This is a genomic window from Streptomyces rimosus subsp. rimosus, assembly GCF_000720725.1.
Lineage (GTDB): Bacteria > Actinomycetota > Actinomycetes > Streptomycetales > Streptomycetaceae > Streptomyces > Streptomyces rimosus_A.
In genome coordinates, this window is the sequence record NZ_JOCQ01000119.1 from 1 (window position 1) to 25,080 (window position 25,080).

A 25,080-nucleotide genomic window follows, 5' to 3' on the forward strand; every position below is an offset into this window, starting at 1 on the left:
CCCGTCCCCTCCCCCGTGTCCCCCCTCGGGTCCCTCTCTTCCTCGCTCCCCCGTCTTCCCGTCGTGCCTTCCCCGCCCTCAGGCCACCAGCTCGCCGAAGGACTCCTGCTCGTCACGGCCGAGGCTGAGCGCCTCGTCCTCGCGCAGCCGGCGCAGCGAGCGCCAGATGCTGGACTTGACCGTGCCGACACTGATGTCGAGGATGTCCGCGATCTCCGGGTCCGTGCGGCCCTCGTAGTAGCGCAGCACCAGCATCGTGCGCTGCGTCTCGGGCAGCCGGGCCAGCGCCTGCCACAGCACCGCGCGCAGCTCCGTGCCGCGCATCGCGTCCGTGTCACCGGCCGTCTCCGGCAGCTCCTCGGTCGGGTACTCGTTCAGCTTGCGGCGGCGCCAGGCGCTGATGTGCAGGTTGGTCATCGTGCGGCGCAGGTAGCCCCCCAGCGCCGCCTTGTCGCTGATCCGGTCCCACGCCCGGTAGGTCGAGAACAGCGCGCTCTGCAGCAGGTCCTCGGCCTCGAAGCGGTCGCCGGTCAGGTGGTAGGCGGTGGCGTACAGGGAAGCGCGGCGCTCCTGGACGTAGGCGGTGAACGCCGCGGCGGCGTCCCCCGTTTCCTCCGCCTGCGACGCGGCGCGCCGTTCCCCCGTACCTTCCCTGTACGCCGTCCCCCCGGCGGAACCGGTGTCTCCCCCGTCGGTTCCGCGTCCCCCGTCGTGCGTCATCGCGTCGATCGCGACCATGTAAGGAATGCGATGACGCCCGGTGCCGCGAGCGCACCCCCGCCCGCCCACGGCACCGGACTTCTCTGCGGTCCGGCCGATGTCGTGCAGACGCGTGATGACTGCGCTGGTCGTGGTGCTGTGCAGTGTGTTCATCGCGCGCCCCCCGTCGGTAGACCCTGCTTGCTTCGGTTCCTGCTTCGGTTCGTGATGGGAAAAAGCTTGCCGGAGCAGTTTCATGACGCTGTCCGCCGTCTGTCACAGCACTGTCACAGGGGCGGGCCGGGGGCGCCGGCACCGCGCCAGGACCGCGCAGGTCGAAGTCCTGGTCCCCCATGGGCCAGAATGGCCGACGTGCCTTTCCTGTTGCTGATCGAGGACGACGACGCCATCCGCACGGCCCTCGAACTCTCCCTGTCCCGCCAGGGTCACCGTGTGGTGACCGCGGCGACGGGCGAGGACGGCCTGAAGCTGCTGCGCGAGCAGCGCCCGGACCTGATCGTGCTGGACGTGATGCTGCCGGGCATCGACGGTTTCGAGGTGTGCCGGCGGATCAGGCGTACGGACCAGCTGCCCATCATCCTGCTGACCGCGCGCAACGACGACATCGACGTGGTGGTCGGGCTGGAGTCGGGCGCGGACGACTACGTGGTCAAGCCGGTGCAGGGCCGGGTGCTGGACGCCCGTATCCGGGCCGTGCTGCGGCGCGGGGAGCGCGAGTCCAACGACGCGGCGACGTTCGGCTCGCTGGTCATCGACCGCTCGGCGATGACGGTCACCAAGAACGGCGAGGACCTGCAACTGACACCGACCGAGCTGCGGTTGCTGCTGGAGCTCAGCCGCCGCCCCGGTCAGGCGCTCTCCCGGCAGCAGCTGCTGCGCCTGGTGTGGGAGCACGACTACCTCGGTGACTCGCGGCTGGTGGACGCGTGTGTGCAGCGCCTGCGCGCGAAGGTGGAGGACGTACCGTCCTCGCCCACCTTGATCCGCACGGTCCGCGGTGTCGGCTACCGGCTGGACACCCCGCAGTGACACGACGCTCGACCGGTCCGGACCCGGACCGTACGGACGGACCTCGGGAGACGGCCCGGCCGGGCAGAGACAGGAAGGACAGGGACGTGGGGGGCCGTACGGGCACCGACGGCACGGAGACCGGACGGGCGGCCGACGGCACGGCCGGCGAGGGCGCGCCCGGGCAGGAGCCGCCCGGGCAGGAGCGGTCCTCGCTGCTCGTTCGCTGCGTACGGGCGCTCGGCCTGCTGCGCTGGACCAGCCTGCGGCTGCGGCTGGTCTTCGTCTTCGCGCTGGTCGCGCTGACCGCGGCGGTCTCCGCGTCCGGCATCGCGTACTGGCTCAACCGCAACACGGTGCTGGACCGCACCCAGAACTCCGCGCTCAACGACTTCCGCAAATCGCTGGAGGACAGTACGCGTTCGCTGCCGCTGCGCCCGCGGTGTGCGGAGCTGGAGGACGCCGCGCGGCAGATGGCGGGCGGGCCGCAGAACTACGCGGTGGTGCTGGTCGCGCAGGGCAGCGACGGGAAGCAGTGCGTCGCGTCCACCGACAAGGACCTCTTCACGCTCAAGTCGGTGCCGAAGTCGCTGCAGACCGCGGTCAACGAGAAGCGCGCGCTCGACGACGGCAACCGGGTGCCGTACCACATGTACTGGCAGCGCAAGGAGCTGCACGACGCCCCGTACCTCGTCGCCGGTGCCCGGATGAACGGCGGCGGCCCGACCGGCTACATGCTCAAGTCGCTGGCCACCGAGCGCCAGGACCTGAACTCGCTGGCCTGGTCGCTGGGCATCGCCACCGCGCTGGCCCTGGTCGGCTCGGCGCTGCTGGCGCAGGCCGCCGCGACCACCGTGCTGCGGCCCGTGCAGCGCCTGGGCCACGCGGCCCGGCAGCTGGGTGAAGGACGGCTGGACACCCGGCTGCGGGTGACCGGCACGGACGAGCTCGCCGACCTCTCCCGTACCTTCAACCGCACCGCCGAGCGGCTGGAGCAGCGGGTGGCGGAGCTGAGCGGGCGGGAGGCGTCCTCCCGCCGCTTCGTCGCCGACATGTCGCACGAGCTGCGTACGCCGCTGACGGCGATCACCGCGGTCACCGAGGTGCTGGAGGAAGAGGAGGACTCCCTCGACCCGATGATCGCGCCCGCGGTGAAGCTGGTGGTCAGCGAGACCCGGCGGCTGAACGACCTGGTGGAGAACCTGATGGAGGTCACCCGCTTCGACGCGGGGACGGCACGGCTGGTGCAGGACGACGTGGACGTGGCGGACCAGGTGACCGCGTGCATCGACGCGCGCGCCTGGCTGGACGCGGTCGAGCTGGACGCCGAGCGCGGCATCGTGGCCCGCCTGGACCCGCGCCGCCTCGACGTGATCCTCGCCAACCTCATCGGCAACGCGCTCAAGCACGGCGGCTCGCCGGTCCGGGTGTCCGTACGGACCGAGGCCACGCCGGACGGCGAGGACCTGCTGATCCGGGTACGGGACCACGGCCCCGGCATCCCGCAGGAAGTCCTGCCGCACGTCTTCGACCGGTTCTACAAGGCGAGCGCGTCCCGGCCGCGGTCGGAGGGCAGCGGCCTGGGCCTGTCGATCGCCCTGGAGAACGCGCACATCCACGGCGGCGAGATCACGGCCGCGAACTCGCCGGAGGGCGGCGCGGTCTTCACGCTGCGGCTGCCGGTGGGGACCGGCGGGAACGGTTCCGGGGAAGGTGCCGCGCAGGAAGGGCCGGAGGCGTCGGAGAGGTCGGACGGTACGGCCGGATCGGACCGTACGGAGGACACGGGCCCTGGTACGGGTCCCGGATCCGACTCCGGCCCCCGCCGCAAGGAAGGCGGTGAGCGCCGATGACCCGGCTCCCCTCGCGTAACCGCACCACGTCCGGCGCCCGGGCCGGCGCCCGGCCCGGCTCCCGCCCCCGGGCCGCCACCCTGGCCGCCGTGGCCCTGGCCGCCCTCGTACCGGCCCTCGCGAGCTGCGGTATCCGCGGTACGTCCGTCCCGGTCGACGCCGGTGCCGCGCCCGCCCGCGTCAGCTGCAAGGTTCCTGCCGGCGCGGTGGCCCCGGCCCAGCCCGACAGCGCTCCGGTCACCGTCTACCTGGTGTGCAGCTCGACGCTGGCGCCGGTGGAGCGGACGGTGACGCATCCGAAGCAGCGGCCCGCCGACCGTCTCCAGGCGGCCCGTGCCCTGCTGGACGAGCTCCAGGAGCAGCCGGGGCCCGTCGAGGAGAAGGCCGGGTTCAGTACGGCGGTGCCCGAGGACCTGGAGGTGTCCGGGCCGCGTGCGGGCGATCCGCAGGAGGCGCTGCGGCTGAGCGTACGGCCGGAGGACCTGCCGTCCTTCGCGCTGGCCCAGATCGCGTGCACGTTCGGCGAGAGCGGCGCCCTAGGCCGGTCGCACGCCGCGGTGCTGGGCGGTCCCGGTGACGCCGCCCCGCAGCGCTACGCCTGCTCGGCGGAGGTGCGCACGCACCCGGAGAGCGTGCCGAGCGCAGCGTGGAGCAGCCCCGCACCGGCGGGCTGAAGCCTTCGCCGAGGCCTTTCGGGAGGCGACGGCCGTGGTCGACCGCGTCTTACGGAACCACGGCCGCCGGTAGCCGCGTCCTGGCCTGTGTGCAGGGTCATGGCCGCGGCGGTTCCGCCGCCCTCCGTATGCGCGCCGCGGGAGCCGTCCTCCTCGTGGCGCATCTGCTGATCGTCGGCTGGCTGACGCTGCGCCCCCGTACGGTCCCCTGGGTGCCCGCCGCGAACTTCCGGCCGCTGGCGACGATCCGCGCCGAGCTGGCGCACGGCCCGTGGGAGGCCGTGCAGAGCCTCGGGGGCGCGATGCTGCTGCTGGCGCCGCTGGGCATCCTGCTGCCGATGGCAGCCGGGCGCCTGAACGTTTCTCCGCTGGGTTCGCTGGTCCGTACGCTCTTCACCGGCGCGATGGTCTCGCTGGCCATCGAACTGCTCCAGGCCGGGGTACCCGGCCGGGTGCCGGACGTGGACATGGTGCTGCTCAACACCGCCGGGGTGGCACTCGCGCACCTGCTGGTCGTACCAGGGTTCCGGTCCAGGCTCCGCCGCAAGGATGATCCCCCCGCCCGCCCGGCCCCCACCAGGACCAGGGTCGGTATCGCACCGCAGGCCGACGCCCTGTCGGGTTCCCGGACCTACCTTTGAGACATCGGGGCGCACGGCTCCGAACCGCAGTCGACAAGGAGTGGAGAACCATGGCCGCCGCACTGGTCCGCCCCCGCAACAACAGGATGATCGCCGGAGTGTGCGCGGGCCTGGCGCAGCGCTTCGGCACCACGCCCGCGACGATGCGAGTGATCTTCCTTCTCTCGTGTCTGCTGCCCGGCCCGCAGTTCCTGCTCTACCTGGGCCTGTGGCTGTTCATCCCCTCGGAGAAGAACGCGAGCCGCACCGCCTGGTGACCGGACGCCGCCACGGGAGCGCACATGGCCGTGCCCCGGCCCGTACCTGTCGTACGGGCCGGGGCACGGCCACTCCCGCTCCGGGACGGGCCGCCGCGTCCGGCGGGCCTCAGCCGAGAGCCGGCAGGGCCTTGGTCACGCCGCCCGCGGGCAGGCCGCCGAGCAGGTTGCCCTTGTTGTTGGCCTTCAGGCTGTGATCGGAGCCCTTGTCGGTGATGCCCTTGGCGGTCTTCTCGACCGGCAGGTTCTGCACGGCCTGCAGCGCGCCGGCGACATCGGCCGTCGGTACCGTCCCGGCCGGCGTGGCGGCGGAAGCGCTTCCGGCCGCGGTGGCGGCGAAGGCGGCGCCGAGGGCCGCGGCACCGAGCGTCTTGAGGGTTCCCTGCTTCATGGAAATACATCCTTGTGATGGGAGTTTGACCGGCACCGGAATCTAGCCAGGCCACCGACACGCCGCAAACACCCGGCGGCACGGGAAAACGACCGGCCCTTGACACGCCGGTCGCATTTCCCGTCCGCTTTTTCCCCGGCTACTCGGAGCGATACTCGCTGATCACCGCGGGTACCGCGTCCACCTGCTGGAACAGCCATTCGGAGCGCAGTTCCGCGTAACCCGGCTTGATGACATCGTTGATCATCGCCAGGCGTTCATCGAAAGGAATGAACGCGCTCTTCATCGCATTGACGGTGAACCACTGCATGTCGTCGAGCGTGTATCGAAATGTCTCCACCAGGTGCTCGAATTCCTGGGACATGCTGGTGCCGCCCATCAGCCGGTTGTCCGTGTTGACCGTCAGCCGGAACTGCAGGCGGCGCAGCAGGCCGATCGGGTGCTCCGCGTACGAGGCGGCGGCGCCGGTCTGGAGGTTGGAGGTGGGGCACATCTCCAGCGGGATGCGCTTGTCCCGTACGTAGGAGGCCAGCCGCCCCAGCTTCACCGAGCCGTCCTCGGCGACCTCCATGTCGTCGGTGATGCGCACGCCGTGGCCCAGCCGGTCGGCGCCACACCACTGGAGCGCCTGCCAGATCGACGGCAGGCCGAACGCCTCGCCCGCGTGGATGGTGAAGTGATTGTTCTCCCGCTTGAGGTACTCGAACGCGTCGAGGTGGCGGGTGGGCGGGAAGCCGGCCTCGGCGCCCGCGATGTCGAAGCCGGCGACGCCCAGGTCGCGGTAGCGGTTGGCCAGTTCGGCGATCTCCAGGGCGCGGGCCGCGTGCCGCATGGCGGTCAGCAGCGCGCCGACGCGGATGCGGTGGCCGGCCGCGCGGGCGCGCCGTTCGCCCTCGCGGAAGCCCTCGTTGACCGCCTCGACGACCTCTTCGAGGCTCAGCCCCTTCTCCAGGTGCTGCTCGGGCGCGTACCGCACCTCCGCGTACACCACGCCGTCGGCCGCCAGGTCCTCGGCGCACTCCGCGGCCACCCGCTTGAGGGCGTCGCGGGTCTGCATGACGGCGCAGGTGTGCGCGAAGGTCTCCAGGTAGCGCTCCAGCGAGCCGGAGTCGGCCGCCTCGCGGAACCAGACGCCCAGCTTCTCCGGGTCGGTCTCGGGAAGGCCGTCGTAGCCCGTCTCGCGGGCCAGGTCGACGATGGTGGCGGGGCGCAGGCCGCCGTCGAGGTGGTCGTGCAGCAGCACCTTGGGCGCGCGGCGGATCTGGTCGCCCGTAGGGAGGTTGGTGGTCTCGCTCGTCATCTCGGCACTGTAGCCCCTACGCGCGTAGAACTTCACGAACGATATCCAACGGTGACCCGTACACGGGGTATCCCGCGGGTCACCTTCTGCCATCGTTTCGGTCATGGCTCAGCAAGCGTTGCCGGTGCGCGGTGCCCGGCTGGGAAAGCCGCTGGGAGCGGCCGGTGCGGGACGGGCGGTGTGCGGCGTCGCGCTGTTACTGCCCGAGGGCTGCCCCTCCGGCACCCGGCGGCCCTCCCCCCTGTCCACTCTGGCGACCCGCCCGCTGGCGGCCCGGCTGGCCCGCGCGGGGCGGCGCGACGGCCTGGTGGCCCATGTCGTGCACTACCGCTGCCGCGGCTGGAACGGCCCGGCGGCCCATCCGGCGGCGGACGCCGCGTGGGCGCTGGAGGAGGTGGTACGGCGGTACGGCGACGTCCCGGTCTGCCTGGCCGGTACGGGCATGGGCGCGCGCGCCGCACTGCACGCCGCGGGCCACCCGGCGGTCCACTCCGTACTGGCGCTGGCCCCCTGGATCCCCGATTCCGGTCCCGAGGAGAGCGACTCCGTACCGGTGAAACAGCTCACCGGCCGGCAGGTGCTGCTCGTCCACGGGACGAACGACGAGCGCACCGACCCCGAGCTGTCCTACCGCTACGCGGAACGCGCGAAGAAGATCAACCGCGATGTCTGCCGCTTCGAGGTCCACTCGGACGGCCACTCCCTGCACCAGCACCGCTCCGAAGTCCTGGCGCTGGCCGCCGATTTCATGCTGGGCTCACTGTTCGCCCACGGCTACGCCCGGCCGGTGGCGGACGCGCTGGCGGCGCCGCCGCCGCTGGGGCTGCGGATGCCGCTGGCGGCGGGCTTCGGGGAGTCGCTGAAGCACTGAGGACGGAGTGCCGGGTCCGCGGAGCGGCGGCCCTCGCCCGCCCCCGCGGGCCACCGGCGGTCAGGACACCGGCCGGCCCGGCCGCGCCCCTTGCACGGCGCCCGTCCCTGCCTATACTCCGCCCCACCGTTCGTCAGCCCGGCTGACCGCAGGGGGTCCGCATGCCGAACACGCTCGACCACGTGATCGTCCACTGCCACGACCAGAAGGCCACCGCCGCCTTCCTCAGCGACCTCATGGACGGCCCCGCGCCCGTCGACTGGGGCCCGTTCACCCAGGTGCAGACCGCCAACGGGGTCGGCATCGACTTCCTCGACAGCGCGGTGGAGCCGAGCGCGGTCAACGGCAGCCATGTCGCGTTCCTGGTCACCGACGAGGAGTTCGACGCGATCTTCGACCGGGTCCGGAAGCAGTCGGTGCGCTTCTGGGCCGACCCGTTCCGGCAGCGGGAGAACGAGATCAACCACCGCTGGGGCGGCCGTGGCGTCTACGTCCTCGACCCGGGCGGCACGGTCGCCATCGAGTTCATGACCGTGAAGTACGGCGATCCGGAGGACGCGGGCGAGGAGTGACCCGGGACCGCTCCCACAGGGCCTGTCGTCGCATTCCCGTCCGCCGCGCGACGACAGGCCCTAGCGGGGAATCAACTGCCCCCGCCGCCCCAGCAGGAACTTCTTGAACGCCGCCACCGGCGGACTGTCGGGGTGGCCGTCCATCCAGGCCACCCCGATCTCGCGGACCGCGCGCGGGGCCGTGACCGTCAGCTCGGCGACGCCCGGGCGCGGCACGGCGGGCGGCGGCAGCAGCGCCACACCGAGCCCGGCCGCGACCAGGCCGCGCAGCGTCTCCGCCTCCTCCCCCTCGAACGCGACCTTGGGCGTGAACCCGGCCTCGGCGCACAGCGCGTCGGTGATGCGGCGCAGCCCGTAACCCGGCTCCAGGGTGACGAACAGCTCCCCCGCGGCCTCGGCCAGCCGGACGCGTTTGCGGGCGGCCAGCGGGTGGTCGTCCGGCACCACCAGCCGCAGCTTCTGCTCGTCCAGACGGCGGGCGACCAGGTCCGGGTAGTCCGGCACGGGCGAGGTCAGGCACAGGTCGAGGTCACCGGCGCGCAGCCGCTCGATCATCGCCTCGCCGTAGTTCTGGACGAGCTGGAAGCGCACCCGCGGGTGGTCGGCGCGGAAGGCGCGCAGCAGGCCCGGTACGGTTTCCGAGCCCATCGTGTGCAGGAAGCCGAAGGCGACCTTGCCCGCGGTGGGGTCGGTGTCGGCCCGTACGGACTCGGTGGCGCGCTCCACGTCCAGCAGCGCGCGCTCGGTGGAGGCCAGGAAGGCGCGGCCCGCCGGGGTGAGGGAGAGCGTCCGGCCGTGCCGGGCGAAGAGCGCCACGCCGAGGTCGTCCTCCAGGCGGACGATGGCGCGGCTGAGGGTGGACTGCGGCATGCCCAGCTCGTGGGCGGCGCGCGTGACGTGCTCGTGGCGCGCGACGGCGGCGAACTGCGCGAGCCGGGGTGTCAGGGCGAGCGCCCAGGAGTCGGCTCCGAGGTCGGCGTTCTCCGCCGGTTCCGCCGTTCCCTGCATGTCTTTTCTGTTGCGGGCTTGCGACAGAGGCTGGCCTGAGCTGCTGTTATGTGCCACAGCATCGATTATGGCGTTTCTATGCATTGGACGCATGAAACCTGCGGGCTTACGTTCGGATCATGCCTCCCGCTGATACCGGGGCGTCGGCCGCCACGCGCGCCGACGCCTCCGCGCAGTCGTCCCCTGTCACCTCCTCCACGCCCGCCCCCGACGCGCACCCGGCGCCCGACCCCGAGGCCGCCAAGCTGCACCCGGGCGGCCCCGGTTACCGCCGGATGAGCTTCGCACTCTTCGCCGCGGGCGTCGCCACCTTCGCGCTCCTGTACTCGACACAGGCGCTGCTCCCCGCGATCTCCGCCGACCTCGGCGTCGCTCCCGACCAGGCCAGCTGGACCGTGTCGGCCGCGACGTTCGGCCTGGCCCTGGCCGTCATCCCGCTGAGCGCGCTGTCCGAACGCTTCGGCCGCCGCACGATGATGACCGCCTCCCTGTCCGTGGCCGCGGTGATCGCGATGCTGGTGCCGTTCGCCCCCGACCTGGGCTGGCTGGTCGCGCTGCGCACCGTCCAGGGCGTGGCACTGGCCGGGCTGCCGGCCTCCGCGATGGCGTTCCTGGCCGAGGAGGTACGGGCCAAGGCACTGGTCGCCGCGATCGGCCTGTTCGTGGCGGGCAACAGCATCGGCGGCATGTCGGGCCGGATCGTCACCGGCTGGGTGGCCCAGGCGTGGGGCTGGCGCGCGGCGCTCGGCGCGGTCGGTCTGATGGCCGTGATCTGCGCCGTGACGTTCCGCCTCCTGGTCCCCAAGGCCCGGCACTTCTCGCCCCGCAAGGTCGGCCCGCGCGCGCTGGCCCGCACCCTCGGCGGCCACCTCTCCGACCCGCTGCTGCGCCGCCTGTACGGCATCGGCGCGCTGTTCATGACGGTCTTCGGCGCGGTCTACACGGTCATCGGCTACCGCCTCGTCGACGATCCCTTCAACCTCCCCCAGGGCATCGTCGGCTCGATCTTCCTGATCTACCTCGTCGGCACGGTCTCCTCCGCCGCCGCGGGCCGCCTGGTCGGCCGCGTCGGCCGGCGCGGGGCCCTGTACCTCGCGGTCGGCACGACGGCGGCGGGCCTGCTGCTCACCCTCACCGCGTCGATCGCCGCGGTCCTGCTGGGCCTGGTCCTGATCACCGCGGGCTTCTTCGCGGGCCACGCGGTGGCGTCGTCCTCGGTGAGCCGCGCGGCGAAGACGGCGCGGGCGCAGGCGTCGGCGCTGTACCAGTGCGCGTACTACGTGGGCAGCAGCATCGGCGGCGCGCTGGGCGCGGCGGCGTTCCACGCGGGCGGCTGGGAGGCCACCGTGGCCCTCGGTCTGGCCGCGATGGTGGGCGCCGCGTCGATCACGCTGTACGCGACGCGGAAGGCGGCGGCGGAGCGCCGCGTCCTGCACGTACGGAAGGCCGCGTAACGGTCGCTCGCAGCTCGAAGGGCCCGTCCCGCCACCTGTCCTGGTGGGGTGGGCCCTTCGTTCGTGTCAGGGGCCGAAGGGGAACACGCTGGTGTCGATGGTGAGGCCGAAGGGCTCCGGGAGGTGAATGTCCTCCCCGAACTTCACCGCCTGGAGTTCCTGGTAGACGGCGTCTTCCGGCTCCCCGAACAGCGTGACCGTGGGTCCGGGAGGAGCGAAGCGGTCGATGAGGAGGTAGAGCGGAACGCCCGCCTCCGCGTACGCGGCCGCCTTGTTCAACCGGTCGTAGCTCGCGTTGTTCGGCGAGGTGATCTCGACGACCAGCTCCGCGGCCGTGAGCGGAACGTCCTCGCCCCCTTCGATGCGGTCGAGGATGTCGTCCGGGACCACGACGAGGTCCGGAATGTAGAGCCGCCCACGCGTGGGGTGTGTGACGCCGAGGGTTTGGTAGACCTCCCAGTCCTTCGGCAGCACCCCATACAGGCTGCGCTGGACCTTGACGGCGATGCGGTTGTGCGGTGCGGCCGGTGGTGGTGACACAACGATGACTCCATCATGAATCTCCACCTTGCTGCCCTCGGGCCAGTCCGCTTCCTGCCAGAAGCGGAGCAGCTCATCCCAGTACTCCGCCGGAGCGGGGTCGGCGGGGAGTGCACTCATGGCGGTCTCCTTACGTGTTGTGGCACCGGTCCCAGCATGACGAACAGGACCGGCACTGGTCCACCGATCCCGTTCACCCGAACGATTCACCCACCCTCACCCCTTCAACGGATCATGCCCCCAATTCATCAACGAGTACCGCCACGTCGTCCCCTCCACATCCCCCGACGGGCGCTGCGCGAGATGGCGATGGACGTACCCCGTGACCTTGCGCATGTGGGCGTAATCGTCGTCCGAAAGATCCGCGCGCTTCGTACGCAGTAGCGACACGATCCGGCGGCCCGACTCGTGCCCCACCGACTCGCCGCCCCCCTTGTGCTGGCCCGACTCCTTGGACTCGTCCTTCTTCAGCCACTTCTCCAGCTCGGACGGGGACATGTTCACCGCGTCCTTGAAGTCCTGCCAGACGGTGTCCTGGTCGTCCTGCTCCTTCGCCATGCCCGTCAGGAACCCTTCTTCTTCAGGGCCCCGGGCTTGTGCACGGCCGAGCCGCCGGACTTCTCGCTGCGGACCTTGTACTGCGGGTCGTCCGGCGAGGCGTCCACCGTCCGCCCCGCTTCCTCCGTACGCCGCGTGATCTTCTTCTCCACCTTGCCGACGGCCTCGCTGCCGTGGCTCTTCCAGGTGACCTTGTCGCCCTTGCTGAACTCGTCCTTCTTCTTCGCCATCGCCGCTCTCCTCGCAGTCGGGTGTTTCCAGCACAACACCGGACGGAGCGCGGCGCGCGTCGGGCGCGCCCCGGAGGGAGCGCGCCCGACGGCAGCGGTACGGGGCCGGATCAGCCGATGCGGTCCAGCACCACCGGCTGCGGGGTGAAGTCCGTGCCGGGCGGGGCGATGAGGACGCCGCCGTCGAGGGCTTCGAGGGCGTAGGGGAGCTTTTCGGGGGTGTCGGTGTGGAGGGTGAGGAGGGGCTGGCCCTCCTTGATCTCGTCGCCGGGCTTGGCGTGGAGTTCGATGCCGGCGGCGGCCTGCACCGGGTCCTCCTTGCGGGCGCGGCCTGCGCCCAGGCGCCAGGCGGAGAGGCCCACGGCGTACGCGTCGAGGGTGGTCAGGACGCCGGAGGAGGCGGCGTTGACCGTGTGCTGTTCGCGGGCGACCGGGAGCGGCGCGTCGGGGTCGCCGCCCTGGGCCTGGATCATGCGGCGCCAGTGGTCCATGGCGGAGCCGTCGGCGAGGGCCTTGGCCGGGTCGGCGTCCTTCAGACCGGCCGCGTCGAGCATTTCGCGGGCGAGCGCGAGGGTCAGCTCCACGACGTCGCGCGGGCCGCCGCCGGCCAGCACCTCGACCGACTCGCGGACTTCGAGGGCGTTGCCCGCGGTGAGGCCGAGCGGGGTGGACATGTCGGTGAGGAGCGCGGAGGTCCGTACGCCGTGGTCGGTGCCGAGTTCGACCATGGTGGTGGCCAGCTCGCGGGCGTCCTCGATGTTCTTCATGAAGGCGCCGGAGCCGACCTTGACGTCCAGGACCAGCGAGCCGGTGCCCTCGGCGATCTTCTTGGACATGATCGAGGAGGCGATGAGCGGGATGGCCTCGACGGTGGCGGTGACATCGCGCAGCGCGTAGAGCTTCTTGTCGGCGGGGGCCAGGCCGTCGCCAGCGGCGCAGATGACCGAGCCGACGCGGTCCAGTACGTCCATCATCTCGGCGTTGGACAGCAGCGCGCGCCAGCCGGGGATGGACTCCAGCTTGTCGAGGGTGCCGCCGGTGTGGCCGAGGCCGCGGCCGGAGAGCTGCGGTACGGCCGCGCCGCAGGCGGCGACGAGGGGCGCGAGGGGCAGCGTGATCTTGTCGCCGACGCCGCCGGTGGAGTGCTTGTCCGCGGTCGGGCGGGCCAGCGTGGAGAAGTTCATCCGCTCGCCGGAGGCGATCATGGCGGCGGTCCAGCGGGCGATCTCCGTACGGTTCATGCCGTTGAGGAAGATCGCCATCGCCAGGGCCGACATCTGCTCGTGGGCGACCTCGCCGCGCGTATAGGCGTCGATGACCCAGTCGATCTGCTCGGGGGTCAGCTCCTGCTGGTCGCGCTTCGCGCGGATGACCGAGATGACGTCCATCTGGCTTCCTTTCGTGGAACGGCCGGCTCAGCCCGTCCCTGTACCCGGGAACGACGCGGCGAGCGGGCGCAACCAGTTCTACACGCATAGAGCCCGGAGATCGAGAGGCCCGCACCGCTCAGGTGCGGTGCGGGCCGGGGGTCCGCTAGCGGGCCAGGTGCTGCGGGCCGAACGCGTCGGGGAGCAGGTCGCTGAGGCGCCGTACGCCCGCGTCCCCACCGTCGATCAGCAGGTCGGGGCCGCCGTGCTCGTACAGCAGCTGGCGGCAGCGGCCGCACGGGACCAGCAGCTCGCCCTGGCCGTCCACGCAGGTGAAGGCGGTCAGCCGGCCGCCGCCGGTGGCGGCCAGCGCGGAGACCAGGCCGCACTCGGCGCACAGGGCGAGTCCGTACGAGGCGTTCTCGACGTTGCAGCCGACGACCGTACGGCCATCGTCGGCCAGGGCCGCGGCGCCGACCGGGTAGCCGGAGTACGGGGCGTACGCCCGGGACATGGCGTCCCGGGCCGCCTCGCGCAGCTTCTCCCAGTCGACCGGCGCCCGACCGTCGTCCATCCGGTCCTCGCTCATCCGGCCGTCGTGCGTCATGTGCCCTGCCCCCGCCGGTACGGCTTGCCGTTGGCCTTCGGGGGCCGCAGCCGCTGCGCGAACAGGGCCAGCACCAGCAGCGTGGCGATGTACGGGCTGGCCTCGACCAGCTCCAGCGGCACCGCGTCGGTCGTGAAGTACCAGAGCACGAGGAGCACGGCCGCGGCACCGGAGACCGCCGCCTGGGCGCGCTTGGCGGCGCGCAGGCGGAACAGTGCCAGTACGGCGAGCAGCGCGGCCAGGCCCAGCAGCAGGGCGTGTACGGTCGGGCCGCCGCTGCGCAGCTGCATGGCGTCCATGAAGCCGAACAGGCCCGCGCCCATCGCGACACCGCCGGGCCGCCAGTTGCCGAAGATCATCGTGGCCAGGCCGATGTAGCCGCGGCCGCCGGTCTGGCCATCCTGGTAGAAGTGCGTGCTGATGGACAGGAACGCGCCGCCGAGTCCGGCCAGCGCGCCGGAGACCAGCACCGCCGCGTACTTGTACGTGTAGACGTTGACGCCCAGCGACTCCGCCGAGACCGGCGCCTCGCCGCAGGAGCGCAGGCGCAGGCCGAAGGACGAGCGCCACAGCACGAAGAAGGTGCCGACGAAGAGCAGGACGGCCAGCAGGGTCAGCCAGGAGACGTTGGTGACCAGGCCGCCGAGGATGCCCGCCACGTCGGAGACGAGGAACCAGTGGTGGTTCTCGACCGTCTGCAGCGCGTCCGACAGACCCGGGATGCTGAACGTCGGCATGTCGGTCATCGGCGGCGACTGCTTGTCGTTGCCGCCCGCCTGCATCGCCGCGCTGCCTTCCTGGCCGAACCACAGCGTGGCCAGGTACTGCGTCGCGCCCAGCGCCAGGATGTTGATCGCGACACCGGAGACGATGTGGTCGACGCCGAAGGTGACGGTGGCGATGGCGTGCACCAGGCCGCCGAGCGCGCCACCGAGGATGCCGATGGCCGCGGCGGCCCAGGGGCCGTGCTGCCAGCCGACCCAGCCGGCCGCGAACGAGCCGAGCATCATCATGCCTTCGAGGCCGATGTTGACCACGCCGGCCCGCTCGGCCCACAGGCCGCCGAGACCGGCCAGGCCGATCGAGGTGGCGGCGGCGAGCGCCGCGCTGAACTGTCCGGCGGAGGTCAGGTCGTTGCTGCCGGTGACCGCGCGCAGCACGGACACCGCGACGATCGCCCCGGCGACGATCAGCAGGATGACCGGGTAGGTCAGCTTGCGGCGACCGCCGCCCGACGCCGTGGCGCCGGGCCGGGCCGCGGGCTTGAGTTCCGTACTCACGCGGTCGCCTCCGCCTTGTCGTTCTCGTTGGTACGGGCCTGGGCGGCCAGTTCCTCGCCGACCTTGCGCTGCTGGGCGCGCAGCCCGTAACGGCGCACGATCTCGTACGCGATGACCACGCACAGCACGATCACGCCCTGGATGACGCCGACGATCTCCTGCGCGTACCCCTCGAACTCCAGGCGGGAGCCGGTGCGGTCGAGGAACGCCCACAGCAGCGCGCCGAAGGCCATGCCCACCGGGTGGTTGCGGCCCAGCAGCGCGATGGCGATGCCGGTGAAGCCGATGCCGGCCGGGAAGTCGGTGCCGTAGTTGAAGGACTCGCCGAGCAGCGTGGGCATGCCGACCAGGCCGGCTGCGGCGCCCGAGAGCAGCATGGAGATGACGACCATCCGCTTGACGCTGACGCCGCTGGCCTCGGCGGCCGGTTCGGAGGCGCCCACCGCGCGCAGGTCGAAACCGAAGCGGGTGCGGTTGAGCACGAACCAGTAGACGAACCCGGCCAGCGCCGCGATCACCACGAAGCCGTAGACCGGCTTGGGGTGGGTCGGGAAGCTGAAGAAGTGGCTGGACTCCGGCAGGAACCTGGTGTGCAGGAGGTTGCCGTCCTTGATGGCGAGGCGGCCGTCCTGGAGGAAGTAGCCGATCACCGAGGCGGCGATGGCGTTCAGCATGATCGTGGTGATCACCTCGCTGACGCCGCGCGAGGTCTTCAGTACACCCGCGATGCCCGACCACAGCGCGCCCACCAGCATCGCGATGACGATGAGCAGGATGATCTGGAGGGCGCCGGGCAGCGCGATCGCGCCGCCGACCGCGGCAGCGGCGAAGGCCGCGAGCCGGTACTGCCCGTCCACACCGATGTTGAAGAGGTTCATCCGGAAGCCGATGGCGACCGCCAGTGCCGACAGGTAGTACGGCACCGCCTTGTTGATGATCCAGACCTGGCTGTCGCTGTAATGGCCGTAGTCGGCCATGATCCAGTAGGCCCGCAGCGGGTTCTCGCCCGAGGCCAGGAAGACCAGCGAGCTGATGACGAACGCGGCGGCGATGGCCAGCAGCGGCGCGGCGAGCGCCAGCAGCACCTTGTCCTTGGTGAACGACCTGGTCAGCGTCTTCACTCCCGGTCACCACCCTCGCGCGTGTCAGCGTCTTCAGCGGTCAGGTGACCGCTGGCGGCACCGGTCATGGCCGAGCCCAACTCCTCCGGGGTGATGGTCGCGGGGTCCGCGTCCGCGACCAGCCGGCCCCGGTACATCACCCGCAGGGTGTCGGAGAGCCCGATCAGCTCGTCCAGGTCAGCAGAGATCAGCAGCACCGCCAGGCCCTCCCGGCGCGCCGCGCGGATCTGCTCCCAGATCTGCGCCTGCGCGCCGACGTCCACGCCCCGCGTGGGGTGGGCGGCGATCAGCAGCTTGGGGTGGTGGCTCATCTCGCGTCCGACGATCAGCTTCTGCTGGTTGCCGCCGGACAGCGAGGCCGCCGTCACCTCGATACCGGGCGTCCGTACGTCGTACTCGGCGACGATCCGCTCGGTGTCCTTGCGGGCCGCGGCCAGGTCGAGCAGGCGGCCCTTGCTGTTGGGGCGCTCGGTGACATGGCCGAGGATGCGGTTCTCCCACAGGGGTGCTTCCAGGAGCAGCGCGTGCCGGTGGCGGTCCTCGGGTACGTACCCGATGCCGCCCTCGCGGCGCTTGCGCGTACTGGCGGCGGACAGGTCCTGCCCGTCCAGTGTCACGGTCCCGCCGTCGAGGCTGCGGGTGCCCATGATCGCCTCGACCAGTTCGGCCTGGCCGTTGCCCTCGACACCGGCGACGCCGAGCACCTCGCCCTTGTGAATGGTGAAGGTGATCCCGTCCAGCACGGTCCGCACGACCCCGTCGGAGTCGGTGGCCGACAGCCGCAGGTCCTCGACCCCCAGCATCGGCGTGTCCGTCACCGTCGACTCGCGCGTCTCCGGCGACGGCAGCTCGCTGCCCACCATCAGCTCGGCGAGCTGCTTGGGCGTCGTCTTCGACGGCTCCACGGAGGCGACGGTGGTGCCCCGGCGGATGACGGTGATGTCGTCGGCGACCGACAGCACCTCGCCCAGCTTGTGCGAGATGAAGATGACGGTCAGACCCTCGGACTTCAGCTCCCGCAGGTTGTCGAAGAGCGCGTCGACCTCCTGCGGGACGAGGACCGCGGTCGGCTCGTCGAGGATGAGCGTACGGGCGCCGCGGTAGAGGACCTTCAGGATCTCCACCCGCTGGCGGTCCGCGACACCGAGGTCCTCTACGAGGACGTCGGGCCGGATCGCGAGCCCGTACGCGTCCGAGATCTCCATGATCTTGGCGCGGGCCTTGGCGCCGATGCCGTGCAGCTTCTCGGCGCCGAGGACGACGTTCTCCAGCACGCTGAGGTTGTCGGCCAGCATGAAGTGCTGGTGCACCATGCCGATGCCGCGGGCGATGGCGTCCGCGGGGGTGCCGAGCGCCGCCTGCTCGCCGTCGAGCGTGATGGTGCCCTCGTCCGGCTTCTGCATGCCGTAAAGGATCTTCATCAGCGTCGACTTGCCCGCGCCGTTCTCGCCGCACAGGGCGTGCACGGTGCCGCGGCGGACCGTCAGGTCGATGTCGTGGTTGGCCACGACACCGGGAAACCGCTTGGTGATGCCGCGGAGTTCGACGGCGGCGGGGCCCGGCTCGGCCGGGCGGCTGATCGTGGGTGCTGCGTTGATGGCGCACTCCCCTCGGGGGTGGATGTCCTTGGCGGACGACGTGTACTGGACGGCGGCGGCAGTGGATACCGGCCGTCGAGGGCGCGAGCCCGGGCGTGGGCCCGGTCCGGTCGCGCGGTGATCCGGCCGTGGTGCGGAGCCGCGGCCGCGGTGGGGTGAACGGTGCCGGGCCGCGGTGCGAGCGGTCCGGCCCCGGTCAGTGCCCTGCTACGGCGTCTCCTTGACCTTCACCTTGCCCTCGACGATCTTCTGCCGGGCGGCGTCGATCTGCGGCTGGATGTCCTTGATGAAACCGCCCGACGTGGCGAGCGTGACGCCCTTCTTCTTCATGTCGTACGCGTGCACGCCCGTCAACGGCTTGCCGTCCTCGACGCTCTTGATCAGGTCGAAGACCGCCACGTCGACGTTCTTGACGACCGACGTCAGGATGCAGTCCTTGTACTTCGCCAGACCCGGCTGCTGATACTGGTCGGAGTCCACGCCGATCGCCCAGGCGCCCTTGCGCTTGCTGATCGCCTCGATGGCGCCCGCGCCCGACTGGCCGGCCGCCGAGTAGATCACGTCGATGCCGCTGTCCAGCATGCCGCCCGCCTTGGCCTTGGCGGCGGCGGGGTCGTTGAACCCCTTGTCGTTGTTGGGGTACAGGTACTGCGACGTGACCTTGGTCTTCGGGTCGGTGTCCCGTACGCCCTGCTCGAAACCGGCCTGGAACTTCTGGATCAGCGCGTTGTTCACACCACCGATGAAGCCGACCTTGTGGTTCTTGCTCTTGAGCGCGGCGGCGACGCCCGCCAGGTACGAGCCCTCGTGCTCCGCGAAGACCATCGCGTCCACGTTCTTGCCCTGCGGCACCGCGTCCACGACCCCGAAGGACGTCTCCGGGAAGTCCTTGGCGACGTTCTCGATGGACCGGCTGTAGGCGAAACCGACGCCTATGACCGGGTTGTACCCGGCCTCGGCGAACGACGCGAGCCGCTGCTCACGGTCCGCCTCCGTCTCACCGTTCTTCGCGGTGAGCATCTTGACGTTGACGCCCAGCTTCTTCCTGGCGTTCTCGGTGCCGCGGGCGGCCGCCTCGTTGAAGGAGTGGTCGTCCCGCCCACCGATGTCGAAAGCGAGCCCGACACCGGCATGGCTGGCGCGGTTCGCCTCGGCGAAGCTCTGACCGCAAGCGGTGGCGGTGAGCGCGAGAAGCGCGGAGGCGCTGGCCGCGGCGGCAAACCTGGTGACCCGACGCAAGGGGCCTTTCCCTTCGCTCTAAGCGCCCACGGTGGCGCTGGCTTTACGGGAGATTAACGCGCGTAGACCTGGCGCAAAACCCTTCACTGCGTGGCTGTTATCTATTCGTTCTAACGCGGTGCCGCTGGCGCGGCGGGTGGGGGGTCTGGACCGCGCTTCGCGCGGATGCGCATTTGCTTGGTCTGTGGGGCGGGGGCGTGTAGGGGGCCGACTCCTCGTTGCCGGGGACGCGACCTTGTGTTCATTCGCGACCGGGGCCTCGGTCGCCTGCGGGGACGGCCCCCTACACGCCCCCTCCGGCCGGTTCGGCGAGTGCGGGCCGGTGGGGGGGGAGAAAAAAGAACGATCACCCTGATGGGCGCCCACCGAGTGGTGAGGCTCGCGTACGTGTAGGCGCAGGCCGGGGGCGTCTCCACGTCGCGCGTAAGCCGCCGCCGATGTCGTTTGGAAAGACCGCAGCCACGGCGGCGGGAGAGCCGCAAACGGAGCGGCTCGGGGACATACAGGGGTCTCCCCGCAGGCGACCGAGGCCCCGGATACGAATGACCACAAGGTCGCGTCCCCGGCAACGAGGAGTGACCCCTGTGTGGCCCCGAGCCCCACCCACCGGACCCTAGGCGCAGGACGCGCACCCCCACCGGGCAAACCGCGTACGAAGCGCACACTCCCACAAGGCCAGACCGGCCCCCCGTCCCGCTAACGGGACTACGCCAACAACGCCGCCGCCGTGAACAGCTCCACCCCCGCCCGCACCGCCCCCTCATCCGCATCGAAGTCCCCCCGGTGCAGGTCGTAGCGGGCGTTGCTGCCCGGTGGGCGTACGCCCAGGCGGGCCATGGCGCCGGGGATGCGCTCCAGGTACCAGGAGAAGTCCTCGCCGCCCAGGGACTGCTCGGTCCCCTCGACCGAATGGGAACCCCGCCGCGCGGCCATCGCGTCGTGGAGGAGTTGGGTGGAGACCGGCTCGTTCACCACCGGTGGCACCCCACGGACGTAGTTGACCTGGCACTTCGCCCCGTGCAGCGCCGCGATCTCGTCGATCGCCGCGTGCACCAGGTCGGGCGCCTCGCGCCATGCCTCCAGGCCCAGGCACCGAACCGTTCCGGCGAGCTCCGCGTGCTGGGGGATGACGTTGCAGGCGTGGCCGACGACCATGCGGCCCCAGGTCACGGCCAGCCCGGCGCGGGTGTCGACGCGGCGGGAGAGCAGGGCGGGCGCGTCGACGACGATGCGGGCGGCGGCCGTGACCAGGTCGGTGGTCAGGTGCGGGCGGGCGGTGTGGCCGCCGGGGCCGTCGAGGGTGACCTCCAGCCGGTCGCAGGCGGAGGTGATGGCGCCCGTACGCAGGCCGATGCGCCCGGCGTCCACCCGCGGGTCGCAGTGCACGGCGAGGATGCGGCCCACCCCGTCCAGCACCCCGGCGCCGATCGCGTCGGTCGCGCCGCCGGGCAGCACCTCCTCCGCGGGCTGGAAGAGCAGCCGTACGGGACGCGGCAGCCGCCCCTCGCGGGCCAGTTCGGCGAGGACCAGGCCCGCGCCGAGGACGACGGTGGTGTGGACGTCGTGGCCGCACGCGTGTGCCCGGTTGGGGACGGTGGAGCGGTACGGCACCGTCTTCACGTCGGGGATCGGCAGCGCGTCGATGTCCGCCCGCAGCGCGAGCAGCGGCCGGCCGCCGTCCCAGGGGGCGAGGCCGGGCGTGATGTCACAGATCAGGCCGGTGCCGATGGACAGGACGCGTGGGCTCAGGCCGGCCCGCTCCAGTCGCGCCTTGAGCGCGGCGGTGGTGCGGAACTCCTGGTTGCCGAGCTCGGGGTGCATGTGCAAGTCGCGTCGGAATGCGATCAGTTCGGCGCACAGCTCGTCCGGCAGCGCGCCGGGCAGCGGTTCCCCGGCGGGGGCGTCATCGGTTCCGGCGTCGCGGGACATCAAGTGGTTCACCCGTTGAAGGTTACGGGGACGGGTGGGGCAACTGTCCCTCGATCAACAAAAGTTCAGCCCGTTAGGGGAAGAATATCTAGGCCGCCCGGCGCATGGCGCAGTCATCACCCGGGTATCAAGACTGGTTCCGCTCCTTTCCGGAACCAGGGGTGCCGGACGGTTGTGGCCGGTCCGCGGCACCGTGCGCCGCCATGCTGGCGCCGTGAGCGCCACCCCGGACGTCGTCACGCGGCGCCGCAGGCGCCATGGGCAACCGCCGCACCCCCCGTGCCGCTCCGGTCACCCCCGACAGAAAGCCTTCCGCTCTCGGTGATGCCTTGCTGGTCAGCCAGGCCGGGTCGATGTCGCACACCGCGACCCCCACCCCGGTCCCGGCCAGCGCCAGCGGCAACGTATGGACGACGGTGGACGGGAAGCTGAGGATCAGCTTCCCGATCGGGCCGCGGCGGGCGATGAGTTCCAGGGGCAGGTCGGGGCGGACGACCTCCAGGCCGGTTTCGGTGGCGATCCGGTGGAGTTTGGCGGCGGATTCGCGCCGGTGGGCGAAGTAGCGGGTGGCGCCGTGGTGGCGGGCGAGGAAGGTGACGGCTTCCAGGTAGCGGTCGGGGTCGACGACGCCGGTCTCGACCAGTGAGGTGCCGACGATGTCCGTACCGCGGGTGAGTCGCGGCGGCCCGAACCGCCGTCTGGTCCAGGCGAATTCGTTCGAGAGGACGCGGATGCCCGGTGGCGCCTCCACGGGCATGGACGTGAAGAGGCCCACGGTGCGCCGGCCGCCTTCGCGGGCGGGCGTCAGGCGGCGGCGGGCGGCGGCCGCGAACGGTGCGAAGGCCAGGTCTCGCGGGCCGCGCCCGCCGCCGTGCCGGTGCCACCGCACCAGGCGTTCGCCGTTGGCCAGTTGGATGATGAACTCCATGGTGGCGGTGCCGTCGTCCACCACGACCAGGTCGCGGGCCCGGGTGAGGGTGAGCAGGAGCTGGACGTAGCGGGAGAAGGGGTCGCCGATGACGACGCGGCCGGCGCGCCGCAGCCGCCGGGTGAGGCCGCCGATGGTGCGCAGCGGCGCGGCCGCACCGTCGCGCGCCTCCTCCCACCGTACGGAGAAGCCGTCCTCGCGGGCGAGTTCGGCCATCCGGCGCAGCTGGCCGCGGGTCATCGGGTCGTGCGGGGCGAGGACGACGACGGTCAGGGCCGCGGCCTGTTCGCCGTGTGCCCATTCCAGGACGTTGAGCAGCTGCACCGGGCTCTCGACGAAGGCGAGGGTGCCCGCGGCCAGGGCCTTCGCGGCTGCGGCCGCCTGCTTGGCGGCTTGCCTGGCGGCCTGCCGCGCTTCTCGCCGCGCGGCCCGTCCGGCCGCGCGCCCGGTGGCACGGCCGGCCGTGCCCCGCTCCCCCGCCGCGCCACCGGGCGCCCGGCTCGCGACGGGTCTGCGGCGCTGCCGGGGTACCCCCAGGAGGCGGCGGGCGGGAGTACCCGCCGCCTCCTGGGGCGGGCCACAGGCCCCGTCTGGGTAGCTCACGGTGTGTCCGTCCCGTCCGTCAGGCGTCAGGAGCAGTCGTACGGTGGCAGGGGCGGCCGTGGCCGCCGGGGTCAGGCCGAGACCGGCTGGCGGCCGGCTTCGGCGGCCTCCGTCTCGGCGACGACACCGGCCACCCGGCGCAGCTTCTTCATCGGGCCCAGCTCGGACTCGTAGACCTTCTTGACGCCGTCGCCGAGGGACTCCTCGATGGTGCGGATGTCGCGGACCAGGCGGGTCAGGCCCTGCGGTTCCACGGAGGCGGCCTGGTCGGAGCCCCACATGGCGCGGTCGAGGGTGATGTGGCGCTCGACGAAGGCGGCGCCGAGGGCGACGGCGGCGAGGGTGGTCTGCAGGCCGGTCTCGTGGCCGCTGTAGCCGATCGGGACGTTGGGGTATTCGGCCTGGAGGGTGTGGATCATGCGCAGGTTCAGCTCTTCGGCCTTGGCGGGGTAGGTCGAAGTGGCGTGGCACAGGACGATGTTGTCGCTGCCCAGGACCTCGACGGCGTGCCGGATCTGCTTGGGGGTGGACATGCCGGTGGAGAGGATGACGGTGCGGCCGGTGGCGCGCATGGCGCGCAGCAGCTCGTCGTCGGTCAGGGAGGCGGAGGCGACCTTGTAGGCGGGGACGTCGAACTTCTCCAGGAAGGCGACGGACTCCACGTCCCAGGGGGAGGCGAACCAGGCGATGCCGCGCTTCCTGGCGTACTCGTCGATGGCGCGGTAGCCGCCCTCGTCGAACTCCACGCGGTGGCGGTAGTCGATGTAGGTCATCCGGCCCCAGGGGGTGTCGCGCTCGATGTCCCACTGGTCGCGCGGGGTGCAGATCTCCGGGGTGCGCTTCTGGAACTTCACGGCGTCGCAGCCGGCGTCCGCGGCGGCGTCGATCAGCGCGAAGGCGTTCTCCAGGTCGCCGTTGTGGTTGATGCCGATCTCACCGGTGACGTAGACGGGGCGGCCGGGGCCGACGAGCCGGTCGCCGAGGGTGCGCAGACGGGAGGTGCTGGTCATCTTGGGGAGTTCCTTCTTCGTTAGAGGGTGGGGCCGAGGAGCCACGAGGCGATCTCGCGGATCGCGCCGCTGCCTCCGGGGGTGGAGGTGACGGCGCGTGCGGCGCCGCGTACGACGTCGTGGGCGCTCGCGACCGCCACGGGCCAGCCGACGAGGCCGAAGCACGGGAGGTCGTTGACGTCGTTGCCGACGTAGAGCACGCGCTCGGGCGCGATGCCCTGTTCCTCGCACCACTGCTTGAGCGCGAGGTCCTTGCGGTCGATGCCGTGGAGTACGGGCAGGCGCAGCTTGTTCGCCCGTGCGGCGACGACCGGGTTCACTTCCGTGGACAGGATGAGCAGCTTCAGCTCCGCCTTGCGCAGGGCGGCGATGCCGAGGCCGTCGCCGCGGTGCACGGCGACTATCTCCCGTCCGTCGGAGTCGACGAGCACCCGGTCGTCGGTCTGGGTGCCGTCGAAGTCGAGGACGACCGCGTCGATGTCGTCGCGGGTCGGGAGCGCGCCGGGGCGCGCGGTGTCGAGAAGGGGCGCGAGTGCGCGGGCGCGCGCGAGGTCGTGCGGGTCGTCGACCTCCAGCACGCGGGCCGGGTCGGTGCGAACCAGTTCCGTACGGCCGAAGAAGCGGTGGCCCGCGGCGCGGAAGCCGGCCGCGTCCATGGCGTACGCGGCGCCGGTCTCCAGGAAGTCCTGGGGGCGGTCCTGGCGGCGGGGGCGGAAGGATTTGTCGTGGTTGACGCCGGTGCCGCCGGGGGCGGGCGCGGCAGCGACCGTACTCGGGTCCGCGGCGTCCGTCGCCGTCCCGACCGCCGCGTCCGCCCCCTCGCGCCACACGAAGCCGTGGAACGGTGCCACCGTCAGCGCGCTGTCCGCTCCGGCCTCCACGACCGCGGCGGCCACCCCGTCGATGTCCTCACGGACGAGGAACGGGCTGGTGCACTGGACGAGGAGGACCGCGTCGACGGACTTGCCGTGCTCGGCCTCGTACGCGTCCATGGCGTGCAGGACGGCGGCCTCGCTGGTGGCCGTGTCGCCCGCGATGGCGCCGGGGCGGCGTACGACGACGGCGCCCGCGCCGCGCGCCGCGGCGGCGATGCCCGCGTCGTCGGTGGAGACCACGACGTCGGTGACCAGCCGGGCCGCGCGGCATTCGCGGACCGCGCGGGCGATCAGCGGGACGCCGCCGACCGCGGCGAGGTTCTTGGCGGGGACGCCCTTGGAGCCGCCGCGCGCGGGGATGACGGCGACGACGGTGGGTGCGGCCGGGCGGCTCGGTGGGGTCGGCATGGCGGGCTCCTTCCGGGGGCCGTGCGGGCTCCGGAAGG

The 25,080-nt window shown here is 71.8% G+C and carries 25 protein-coding genes; 8 read left to right on the forward strand and 17 right to left on the reverse strand.

Features of this window, described 5'->3' with window-relative positions:
- Nucleotides 1-78: 78 nt before the first annotated feature.
- Entirely contained in the window at nucleotides 79-873 is a 795-nt protein-coding gene (locus tag IH45_RS0136870) for a SigE family RNA polymerase sigma factor (protein WP_030679227.1), read from the reverse strand.
- Between the two features lie 198 nt (nucleotides 874-1,071).
- Between IH45_RS0136870 and afsQ1 the strand changes: the two genes are divergently transcribed.
- The 5 genes from afsQ1 to IH45_RS0136895 all read left to right on the forward strand — a co-directional run bounded on the left by afsQ1 (nucleotide 1,072) and on the right by IH45_RS0136895 (nucleotide 5,153).
- Nucleotides 1,072-1,749: a two-component system response regulator AfsQ1 gene (gene afsQ1, locus IH45_RS0136875; protein ID WP_004571966.1), complete on the forward strand. Its 678-nt coding sequence runs from the start codon at nucleotides 1,072-1,074 to the stop codon at nucleotides 1,747-1,749.
- Nucleotides 1,750-1,835: 86 nt separating this feature from the next.
- Nucleotides 1,836-3,581, forward strand: a complete 1,746-nt coding sequence (locus IH45_RS0136880) for an ATP-binding protein (protein ID WP_394298735.1) — start codon at nucleotides 1,836-1,838, stop codon at nucleotides 3,579-3,581.
- Complete coding sequence (locus IH45_RS0136885; protein ID WP_030679231.1) at nucleotides 3,578-4,255, forward strand: hypothetical protein; 678 nt, start codon at nucleotides 3,578-3,580, stop codon at nucleotides 4,253-4,255. The genes IH45_RS0136880 and IH45_RS0136885 overlap by 4 nt, the downstream gene beginning before the upstream one ends.
- A gap of 128 nt (nucleotides 4,256-4,383) precedes the next feature.
- Nucleotides 4,384-4,896 carry a VanZ family protein gene (locus IH45_RS01000000144525; RefSeq protein WP_199810761.1) on the forward strand — a complete coding sequence of 171 codons (513 nt, stop codon included), beginning with the start codon at nucleotides 4,384-4,386 and terminating at the stop codon, nucleotides 4,894-4,896.
- A 50-nt stretch (nucleotides 4,897-4,946) separates the two neighbouring features.
- The gene (locus IH45_RS0136895; protein ID WP_030586649.1) at nucleotides 4,947-5,153 is read left to right on the forward strand and encodes a PspC domain-containing protein; all 207 of its coding nucleotides are present in this window, start codon (nucleotides 4,947-4,949) and stop codon (nucleotides 5,151-5,153) included.
- Nucleotides 5,154-5,262: 109 nt separating this feature from the next.
- On the opposite strand, the gene IH45_RS0136900 is transcribed toward IH45_RS0136895, so the two are convergent.
- Entirely contained in the window at nucleotides 5,263-5,544 is a 282-nt protein-coding gene (locus tag IH45_RS0136900) for a hypothetical protein (protein ID WP_030679236.1), read from the reverse strand.
- Nucleotides 5,545-5,683: 139 nt separating this feature from the next.
- The gene (locus tag IH45_RS0136905) at nucleotides 5,684-6,844 is read right to left on the reverse strand and encodes an adenosine deaminase (protein WP_030679239.1); all 1,161 of its coding nucleotides are present in this window, start codon (nucleotides 6,842-6,844) and stop codon (nucleotides 5,684-5,686) included.
- A gap of 103 nt (nucleotides 6,845-6,947) precedes the next feature.
- On the opposite strand from IH45_RS0136905, the gene IH45_RS0136910 reads away from it, so the two are divergent.
- Both IH45_RS0136910 and IH45_RS0136915 read left to right on the forward strand, forming a co-directional pair.
- Entirely contained in the window at nucleotides 6,948-7,715 is a 768-nt protein-coding gene (locus tag IH45_RS0136910) for an alpha/beta hydrolase (RefSeq protein ID WP_030679244.1), read from the forward strand.
- A 161-nt stretch (nucleotides 7,716-7,876) separates the two neighbouring features.
- On the forward strand, nucleotides 7,877-8,287 hold the full coding sequence (locus IH45_RS0136915; protein ID WP_030679248.1) for a VOC family protein: 411 nt from the start codon (nucleotides 7,877-7,879) through the stop codon (nucleotides 8,285-8,287).
- Between the two features lie 60 nt (nucleotides 8,288-8,347).
- On the opposite strand, the gene IH45_RS0136920 is transcribed toward IH45_RS0136915, so the two are convergent.
- Nucleotides 8,348-9,295, reverse strand: coding sequence for a LysR family transcriptional regulator (locus IH45_RS0136920; protein WP_030679251.1), 948 nt, complete (start codon nucleotides 9,293-9,295; stop codon nucleotides 8,348-8,350).
- Nucleotides 9,296-9,414: 119 nt separating this feature from the next.
- Here IH45_RS0136920 and IH45_RS0136925 point away from each other — a divergent pair, with 119 nt between their 5' ends.
- Nucleotides 9,415-10,749: an MFS transporter gene (locus IH45_RS0136925; protein ID WP_030679254.1), complete on the forward strand. Its 1,335-nt coding sequence runs from the start codon at nucleotides 9,415-9,417 to the stop codon at nucleotides 10,747-10,749.
- A gap of 66 nt (nucleotides 10,750-10,815) precedes the next feature.
- Here the strand turns inward: IH45_RS0136925 and IH45_RS0136930 are convergent, their stop codons facing one another.
- The 13 genes from IH45_RS0136930 to IH45_RS0136990 all read right to left on the reverse strand — a co-directional run bounded on the left by IH45_RS0136930 (nucleotide 10,816) and on the right by IH45_RS0136990 (nucleotide 25,042).
- On the reverse strand, nucleotides 10,816-11,409 hold the full coding sequence (locus IH45_RS0136930; protein WP_030679257.1) for a Uma2 family endonuclease: 594 nt from the start codon (nucleotides 11,407-11,409) through the stop codon (nucleotides 10,816-10,818).
- A gap of 96 nt (nucleotides 11,410-11,505) precedes the next feature.
- The gene (locus IH45_RS0136935; RefSeq protein ID WP_030679261.1) at nucleotides 11,506-11,847 is read right to left on the reverse strand and encodes a DUF3140 domain-containing protein; all 342 of its coding nucleotides are present in this window, start codon (nucleotides 11,845-11,847) and stop codon (nucleotides 11,506-11,508) included.
- A gap of 5 nt (nucleotides 11,848-11,852) precedes the next feature.
- Complete coding sequence (locus tag IH45_RS0136940; protein ID WP_030679264.1) at nucleotides 11,853-12,077, reverse strand: hypervirulence associated TUDOR domain-containing protein; 225 nt, start codon at nucleotides 12,075-12,077, stop codon at nucleotides 11,853-11,855.
- A 110-nt stretch (nucleotides 12,078-12,187) separates the two neighbouring features.
- Nucleotides 12,188-13,465, reverse strand: coding sequence for a thymidine phosphorylase (locus IH45_RS0136945; protein WP_030679268.1), 1,278 nt, complete (start codon nucleotides 13,463-13,465; stop codon nucleotides 12,188-12,190).
- A gap of 145 nt (nucleotides 13,466-13,610) precedes the next feature.
- A complete protein-coding gene (locus IH45_RS0136950) occupies nucleotides 13,611-14,018 on the reverse strand; it encodes a cytidine deaminase (RefSeq protein ID WP_030679271.1) in 408 nt (135 codons plus the stop codon).
- 29 nt (nucleotides 14,019-14,047) lie between these two features.
- Nucleotides 14,048-15,331: an ABC transporter permease gene (locus IH45_RS0136955; RefSeq protein ID WP_030679274.1), complete on the reverse strand. Its 1,284-nt coding sequence runs from the start codon at nucleotides 15,329-15,331 to the stop codon at nucleotides 14,048-14,050.
- Entirely contained in the window at nucleotides 15,328-16,452 is a 1,125-nt protein-coding gene (locus tag IH45_RS0136960; RefSeq protein WP_030679277.1) for an ABC transporter permease, read from the reverse strand. The genes IH45_RS0136955 and IH45_RS0136960 overlap by 4 nt, the downstream gene beginning before the upstream one ends.
- On the reverse strand, nucleotides 16,449-17,960 hold the full coding sequence (locus IH45_RS0136965; protein ID WP_030679279.1) for an ABC transporter ATP-binding protein: 1,512 nt from the start codon (nucleotides 17,958-17,960) through the stop codon (nucleotides 16,449-16,451). The genes IH45_RS0136960 and IH45_RS0136965 overlap by 4 nt, the downstream gene beginning before the upstream one ends.
- A 297-nt stretch (nucleotides 17,961-18,257) precedes the next feature.
- Nucleotides 18,258-19,289, reverse strand: coding sequence for a BMP family lipoprotein (locus IH45_RS0136970; RefSeq protein ID WP_030679283.1), 1,032 nt, complete (start codon nucleotides 19,287-19,289; stop codon nucleotides 18,258-18,260).
- A 705-nt stretch (nucleotides 19,290-19,994) separates the two neighbouring features.
- The gene (locus IH45_RS0136975) at nucleotides 19,995-21,218 is read right to left on the reverse strand and encodes an amidohydrolase (RefSeq protein WP_030679286.1); all 1,224 of its coding nucleotides are present in this window, start codon (nucleotides 21,216-21,218) and stop codon (nucleotides 19,995-19,997) included.
- A gap of 127 nt (nucleotides 21,219-21,345) precedes the next feature.
- Nucleotides 21,346-22,506, reverse strand: coding sequence for a hypothetical protein (locus IH45_RS0136980; RefSeq protein ID WP_234440817.1), 1,161 nt, complete (start codon nucleotides 22,504-22,506; stop codon nucleotides 21,346-21,348).
- Between the two features lie 314 nt (nucleotides 22,507-22,820).
- Nucleotides 22,821-23,759 carry an N-acetylneuraminate synthase family protein gene (locus tag IH45_RS0136985; RefSeq protein WP_030679292.1) on the reverse strand — a complete coding sequence of 313 codons (939 nt, stop codon included), beginning with the start codon at nucleotides 23,757-23,759 and terminating at the stop codon, nucleotides 22,821-22,823.
- A 20-nt stretch (nucleotides 23,760-23,779) separates the two neighbouring features.
- A complete protein-coding gene (locus tag IH45_RS0136990; RefSeq protein ID WP_030679295.1) occupies nucleotides 23,780-25,042 on the reverse strand; it encodes an acylneuraminate cytidylyltransferase in 1,263 nt (420 codons plus the stop codon).
- Nucleotides 25,043-25,080: the final 38 nt, after the last annotated feature.

Bases quoted from the DNA above. Each gene is read 5' to 3' on its own strand.
- IH45_RS0136870 (WP_030679227.1), bottom strand. From the start codon at position 873: ATGAACACACTGCACAGCACCACGACCAGCGCAGTCATCACGCGTCTG.
- IH45_RS0136885 (WP_030679231.1), top strand. From the start codon at position 3,578: ATGACCCGGCTCCCCTCGCGTAACCGCACCACGTCCGGCGCCCGGGCC.
- IH45_RS01000000144525 (WP_199810761.1), top strand. From the start codon at position 4,384: ATGCGCGCCGCGGGAGCCGTCCTCCTCGTGGCGCATCTGCTGATCGTC.
- IH45_RS0136895 (WP_030586649.1), top strand. From the start codon at position 4,947: ATGGCCGCCGCACTGGTCCGCCCCCGCAACAACAGGATGATCGCCGGA.
- IH45_RS0136900 (WP_030679236.1), bottom strand. From the start codon at position 5,544: ATGAAGCAGGGAACCCTCAAGACGCTCGGTGCCGCGGCCCTCGGCGCC.
- IH45_RS0136905 (WP_030679239.1), bottom strand. From the start codon at position 6,844: ATGACGAGCGAGACCACCAACCTCCCTACGGGCGACCAGATCCGCCGC.
- IH45_RS0136910 (WP_030679244.1), top strand. From the start codon at position 6,948: ATGGCTCAGCAAGCGTTGCCGGTGCGCGGTGCCCGGCTGGGAAAGCCG.
- IH45_RS0136915 (WP_030679248.1), top strand. From the start codon at position 7,877: ATGCCGAACACGCTCGACCACGTGATCGTCCACTGCCACGACCAGAAG.
- IH45_RS0136920 (WP_030679251.1), bottom strand. From the start codon at position 9,295: ATGCAGGGAACGGCGGAACCGGCGGAGAACGCCGACCTCGGAGCCGAC.
- IH45_RS0136925 (WP_030679254.1), top strand. From the start codon at position 9,415: ATGCCTCCCGCTGATACCGGGGCGTCGGCCGCCACGCGCGCCGACGCC.
- IH45_RS0136930 (WP_030679257.1), bottom strand. From the start codon at position 11,409: ATGAGTGCACTCCCCGCCGACCCCGCTCCGGCGGAGTACTGGGATGAG.
- IH45_RS0136935 (WP_030679261.1), bottom strand. From the start codon at position 11,847: ATGGCGAAGGAGCAGGACGACCAGGACACCGTCTGGCAGGACTTCAAG.
- IH45_RS0136940 (WP_030679264.1), bottom strand. From the start codon at position 12,077: ATGGCGAAGAAGAAGGACGAGTTCAGCAAGGGCGACAAGGTCACCTGG.
- IH45_RS0136945 (WP_030679268.1), bottom strand. From the start codon at position 13,465: ATGGACGTCATCTCGGTCATCCGCGCGAAGCGCGACCAGCAGGAGCTG.
- IH45_RS0136950 (WP_030679271.1), bottom strand. From the start codon at position 14,018: ATGGACGACGGTCGGGCGCCGGTCGACTGGGAGAAGCTGCGCGAGGCG.
- IH45_RS0136975 (WP_030679286.1), bottom strand. From the start codon at position 21,218: ATGTCCCGCGACGCCGGAACCGATGACGCCCCCGCCGGGGAACCGCTG.
- IH45_RS0136985 (WP_030679292.1), bottom strand. From the start codon at position 23,759: ATGACCAGCACCTCCCGTCTGCGCACCCTCGGCGACCGGCTCGTCGGC.
- IH45_RS0136990 (WP_030679295.1), bottom strand. From the start codon at position 25,042: ATGCCGACCCCACCGAGCCGCCCGGCCGCACCCACCGTCGTCGCCGTC.